This window comes from Streptomyces sp. SID14478 (assembly GCF_010548525.1).
Lineage (GTDB): Bacteria > Actinomycetota > Actinomycetes > Streptomycetales > Streptomycetaceae > Streptomyces.
This window is the reverse complement of record NZ_JAAGMG010000306.1, coordinates 1-4311: the sequence shown is the minus strand read 5'-3', so window position 1 is coordinate 4311 and position 4311 is coordinate 1. Positions and strand designations below refer to the sequence as shown.

At 74.8% G+C, this 4311-nt stretch carries 4 protein-coding genes; 3 read left to right on the top strand and 1 reads right to left on the bottom strand.

Going from position 1 to position 4311, the window contains the following annotated elements; all coding sequences use genetic code 11:
- Both malQ and G3I40_RS10445 read left to right on the top strand, forming a co-directional pair.
- Positions 1-1891: 4-alpha-glucanotransferase (malQ, locus tag G3I40_RS10450; protein WP_164301882.1), on the top strand; the 1891-nt coding region annotated here is incomplete at its 5' end.
- A 20-nt stretch (positions 1892-1911) separates the two neighbouring features.
- A complete protein-coding gene (locus tag G3I40_RS10445; RefSeq protein ID WP_164301881.1) occupies positions 1912-2151 on the top strand; it encodes a hypothetical protein in 240 nt (79 codons plus the stop codon).
- 80 nt (positions 2152-2231) lie between these two features.
- Here G3I40_RS10445 and G3I40_RS10440 read toward each other — a convergent pair whose 3' ends face one another.
- Entirely contained in the window at positions 2232-2804 is a 573-nt protein-coding gene (locus tag G3I40_RS10440) for a TetR family transcriptional regulator (RefSeq protein ID WP_164301880.1), read from the bottom strand.
- Between the two features lie 104 nt (positions 2805-2908).
- Here G3I40_RS10440 and G3I40_RS10435 point away from each other — a divergent pair.
- A partial coding sequence (locus G3I40_RS10435; protein WP_164301879.1) for an FAD-dependent monooxygenase occupies positions 2909-4311 on the top strand: 1403 nt, incomplete at its 3' end.

Here is a 4311-nt window from a genome sequence, read left to right as displayed (position 1 = left end):
CGCCGGGCGCCCGCTGCCGCCGACCGTGGTGTGGTGGCTGGACGGGCCGCAGCCGGCGTGGCTGGAGCAACTCCCCGAGGGGACGCGGCTGACCTTGGAGTCCGGATGGGAGTACCCGTCCCGCTCCGGTGCGCAGCCGGAGCCCCCGCAGGGGATCCACCCGCTCACCGTCCACGGCGCGACCGGCGCCACGAGCACCGTGCACCTGATCGCCGCGCCGCCCCGGGCCCCGCGCCCGCCGACCCGCACGCACGGCCTGCTGGTCCAGCTCTACTCCCTGCTCTCCGGCCGCTCCTGGGGCATGGGCGACCTCGCGGACCTCGCCGATCTCGCGGCCTGGTCGGCGCGCACGCACGGCACCGGGTTCATCCAGGTCAACCCCCTGCACGCGGCCGTCCCCGCGGGCCCCGGGTCCGGCACCGACCCGTCCCCGTACCGCCCCTCCTCCCGCCGCTTCCCGGACCCCGTGCACCTGCGGATCGAGGACATCCCCGAGTACGCGTACGTGCCCTCGCGGGCCGGTGACGCCGCCCGGCTGCGCGAGGCGGTCCTGGGCAAGGGGGAGTTGATCGACCGGGACGCGGTGTGGGCGCTGAAGCGGCAGGCCCTCGAAGCGGTCCACGGGATTCCGCTCACCCCCGGCCGCTCCGCCGCCTACTGGGACTTCCTCGCCGAGCAGGGCACCGCCCTGGAGGACCACGCCACCTGGTGCGCGCTCGCCGAGCGCTACGGACCCGACCGGCAGGCCTGGCCCGCCGCGCTGCAGGACCCCCGCTCGCCCGAGACGGCGCGCGCCCGGCGGGAGCTGATGGACCGCGTCGACTTCCACAGCCGGCTGGTCTGGCTCACCGACATCCAACTGGCCGCCGCCCAGCGGGCCGCGCGCGACGCCGGCATGCCGATCGGGCTGGTGCACGACCTCGCGGTCGGCGTGCACCCGGGCGGCTCCGACGCCTGGGCGCAGCGCGACGTCTTCGCGCAGGGCATGAGCGTGGGCGCGCCGCCGGACGCGTTCAACGCGCGCGGCCAGGACTGGGGCCTGCCGCCCTGGCGCCCCGACCGGCTCGCCGAGACCGGTTACGCCGCCTTCCGCGACCTCCTGCGCCACCTCATGCGGCACGCGGGCGCGGTCCGCATCGACCACGTGATGGGCCTGTTCCGGCTCTGGTGGGTCCCCGAGGGCGAGGCCCCGACCGAGGGCTGTTACGTGCACTACGACGCCGAGGCGATGCTGGCGGTGCTGGTCCTGGAGGCGACGCGCTCGGGCACGTACGTCATCGGGGAGGACCTGGGCACGGTCGAGCCGGGGGTGCGCGACCGGCTGCGCGAGCGCGGGGTGCTCGGCACGTCGGTGCTGTGGTTCGAGCGGGACTACGGACCCGAGGGCGACGGGCGGCCGGTCCCGGCCGACGAGTGGCGCACGGACTGCGTGGCCACGGCCACCACCCACGACCTGCCGTCCACCGCGGCCCGCCTGTCCGGCGACGACGTCCGGCTGCGCGAGCGGCTCGGCCTGTCCACGGTGACCGGCGCGGAGGCGGCGGCGGAGGTCGCCGACTGGCTCGACCTGTTCGCCCGGCTCGGCCTGCTCGCGCACGGCGGCGGCCGGGACGAGGAGGAGGCCGTGCAGGCGGTGCACCGCTTCCTGCTGCGCACCCCGGCCCGGATGGTCGGCCTGTGGCTGCCGGACCTGGTGGGCGACCGGCGCCCGCAGAACCTGCCCGGGACCTGGAACGAGTACCCCAACTGGCGGCTTCCCGTGGCGGATGCCGCGGGCCGCCCGATCACCCTGGAGGAACTGACCGCGTCCCCCCGCGCGCACGCGCTGCTCAGCGTGTTCGAGGCGACGGCCGAGCCTCTTACAGGCCCCCCGGGCGCGCGCCCGGATTAGGTGTTCGCTACGTTGGCACCGTGGACAAGAAGAACGCCCTGCGCGCCGGCGCCCTGGCCTCCGGTACGACGCTGATGATGCTGCTCATGTCGTCTCCCGCGCTCGCGCTCACGCGCGACGACGGCGATGACCCGGGTAAGGGCCTGAGCGTGGTGGAGACGCTCGGCCTCTACGTCGCCGCCCCGATCGTGCTGTTCCTGGTGATCGCCGGTCTGGTGATCCTGGGCGACAAGTCCCGCAAGCAGCCGAAGCAGGGCTGACCCCGCGGGCCCGGCCCGACAGTTTTTCCGTCGAGGGCATCCGTCGCGCACACGTCGCGGTGGGTGCCCTCGACGCGTTCTCAGGGCGTCGCCGCGGTGAGGTACCGCTGCACCGTGGGGGCGATCCAGTCCACGATCTCCTCGTGGCTCAGCTCCGCGCTCGCGGGGAAGCGCAGCACGTAGCGCGTCAGTGCGAGGCCGAGCATCTGCGACGCGGCGAGGGCGGCCCGCGCCGGTGCCTGCGCCGGGTCGGGGCACACCCGCGTCGCCACCGGAACCAGCTGGTCGCGCAGGACACCGCGCATGCGCTCGGCGGCCGCCGCGTTCGTGGCGCCCACCCGCAGCAGCGCCGTCAGCACCTCGTTGCGCTCCCACAGCCCCAGGAAGTGGCTCACCAGGGTGCGGCCGATCTCCGCGTGCGGGATGCCCGCCGGGTCGGGCAGCTCCAGGTCGAGCGCGACGGCCGCCGCGAACAGGCCCTCCTTGTTCCCGTAGTAGCGCATCACCATCGACGGGTCGATGCGGGCGTCCCGGGCGATGGCCCGGATGGTGGCCCGCTCGTACCCGTCGGCCGCGAACCGCTCGCGGGCCGCGGTGAGGATCGTGGCGCGCGTGGCGTCGGAGCGCCGTGCCACCTGCTGTCTCTCGCTCATGCCAACAAACGTAGGCCAACACGTGTTGACAGTCCAGGGTCGCCGTCCTACGTTTGCCAACAAGCGTTGACCAACAAGTGTTGGCACGGTCGTAGGAGGCCCTCATGAACGGCACCACGCACCCCGCGCGATCGGTGATCGTCGTCGGCTCCGGCCCCACCGGGCTGCTGCTCGCCGGAGACCTCGCCGCGGCGGGCGTCCCCGTCACCCTCGTCGAGAAGCGCCCCCGCAGGCTCAGCAACCTCTCCCGCGCCTTCGCCGTGCACGCCCGCACCCTGGAGCAGTTGGACGCGCGCGGCCTGGCCGACGAGATCGAGGCGAAGGGGCGCCCGCTCGACCGGCTGCGGCTCTTCGACGGACTCACCCTCGACCTGGCCGCCCTGCGGTCCCGCTTCCGCCACCTCCTCGTCATCCCGCAGTACGAGGTCGAGGAGGTCCTGCGGCGCCGGGCCGCCGAGGCCGGGGTCTCCTTCTCGTACGACACCGAGGTGACGGGCCTGGTGCAGGGCGGCGACGGGGTGACCCTCCGACTCCGTTCGCCGGACGGGCAGTCGTCGGAGCTGAGCGCCGCCTACGTCGTCGGCGCCGACGGCATGCGCAGCGCCGTGCGCGAGGCGGTGGGGCTCCCCTTCCCCGGCAGGTCCGTCATCCGGTCCGTGGTCCTCGCCGACGTGCGCCTCGCCGAGGAGCCGGAGAACCTGCTCACCGTGAACGCCGTCGGCGACGCCTTCGCCTTCCTCGCCCCCTTCGGCGACGGCTACTACCGGATGATCGGCTGGCACCGCGCCCGCGACGTCCCCGAGAGCGACCCCCTCGGCCTCGACGAGATCAAGGAGATCACCCGGCTCGCCCTCGGCCGCGACTACGGCATGCACGACGCCCGCTGGATGTCCCGCTTCCACAGCGACGAACGCCAGGCACCGCACTACCGGGTGGGCCGGGTCCTGCTCGCCGGCGACGCCGCCCACGTGCACACCCCGGCCGGCGGCCAGGGCATGAACACCGGGCTGCAGGACGCCGCGAACCTGGGATGGAAGCTCGCCGCCGTCGTCAACGGCCGTGCCGACGACGCCCTGTTGGACACCTACGAGGCCGAACGGCATCCCGTGGGCAGGGCCGTGCTGCGCAGCAGCGGCGGCATGGTGCGCCTCGCGATGGCCAAGCACCCGTGGACGCGGGCCGCGCGCTCCGCACTCACCGGCCTCCTGGGACGGGTGGGCCCCGCACGGGAGCGCGTCGTCGGCCAGATCACCGGCCTCGGCTTCGCCTATCCGGCCCCCAAGGGCGCGCACCCGCTCGTCGGCAGGCGCGTCCCCGACGTGGCCCTGGCCGGCGGCACCCGGCTCTACGAGGCCTTGCGCGCGGGCGAGTTCGTGCTGATCCTGCCCGAGGGGGCCGAGCACAAGGGCGACGGGGTCCGGGTCGCGCACTGGGCGAGCGGACGGCGCACGGCGCTGCTGGTGCGGCCCGACGGGTACGCGGCGTGGGCGGCCGACGGGAGCGGCGA

What these genes read in the sequence shown, in the direction of transcription:
- G3I40_RS10440 (WP_164301880.1), bottom strand. Translation starts at nt 2,804, where the DNA reads ATGAGCGAGAGACAGCAGGTGGCACGGCGCTCCGACGCCACGCGCGCC.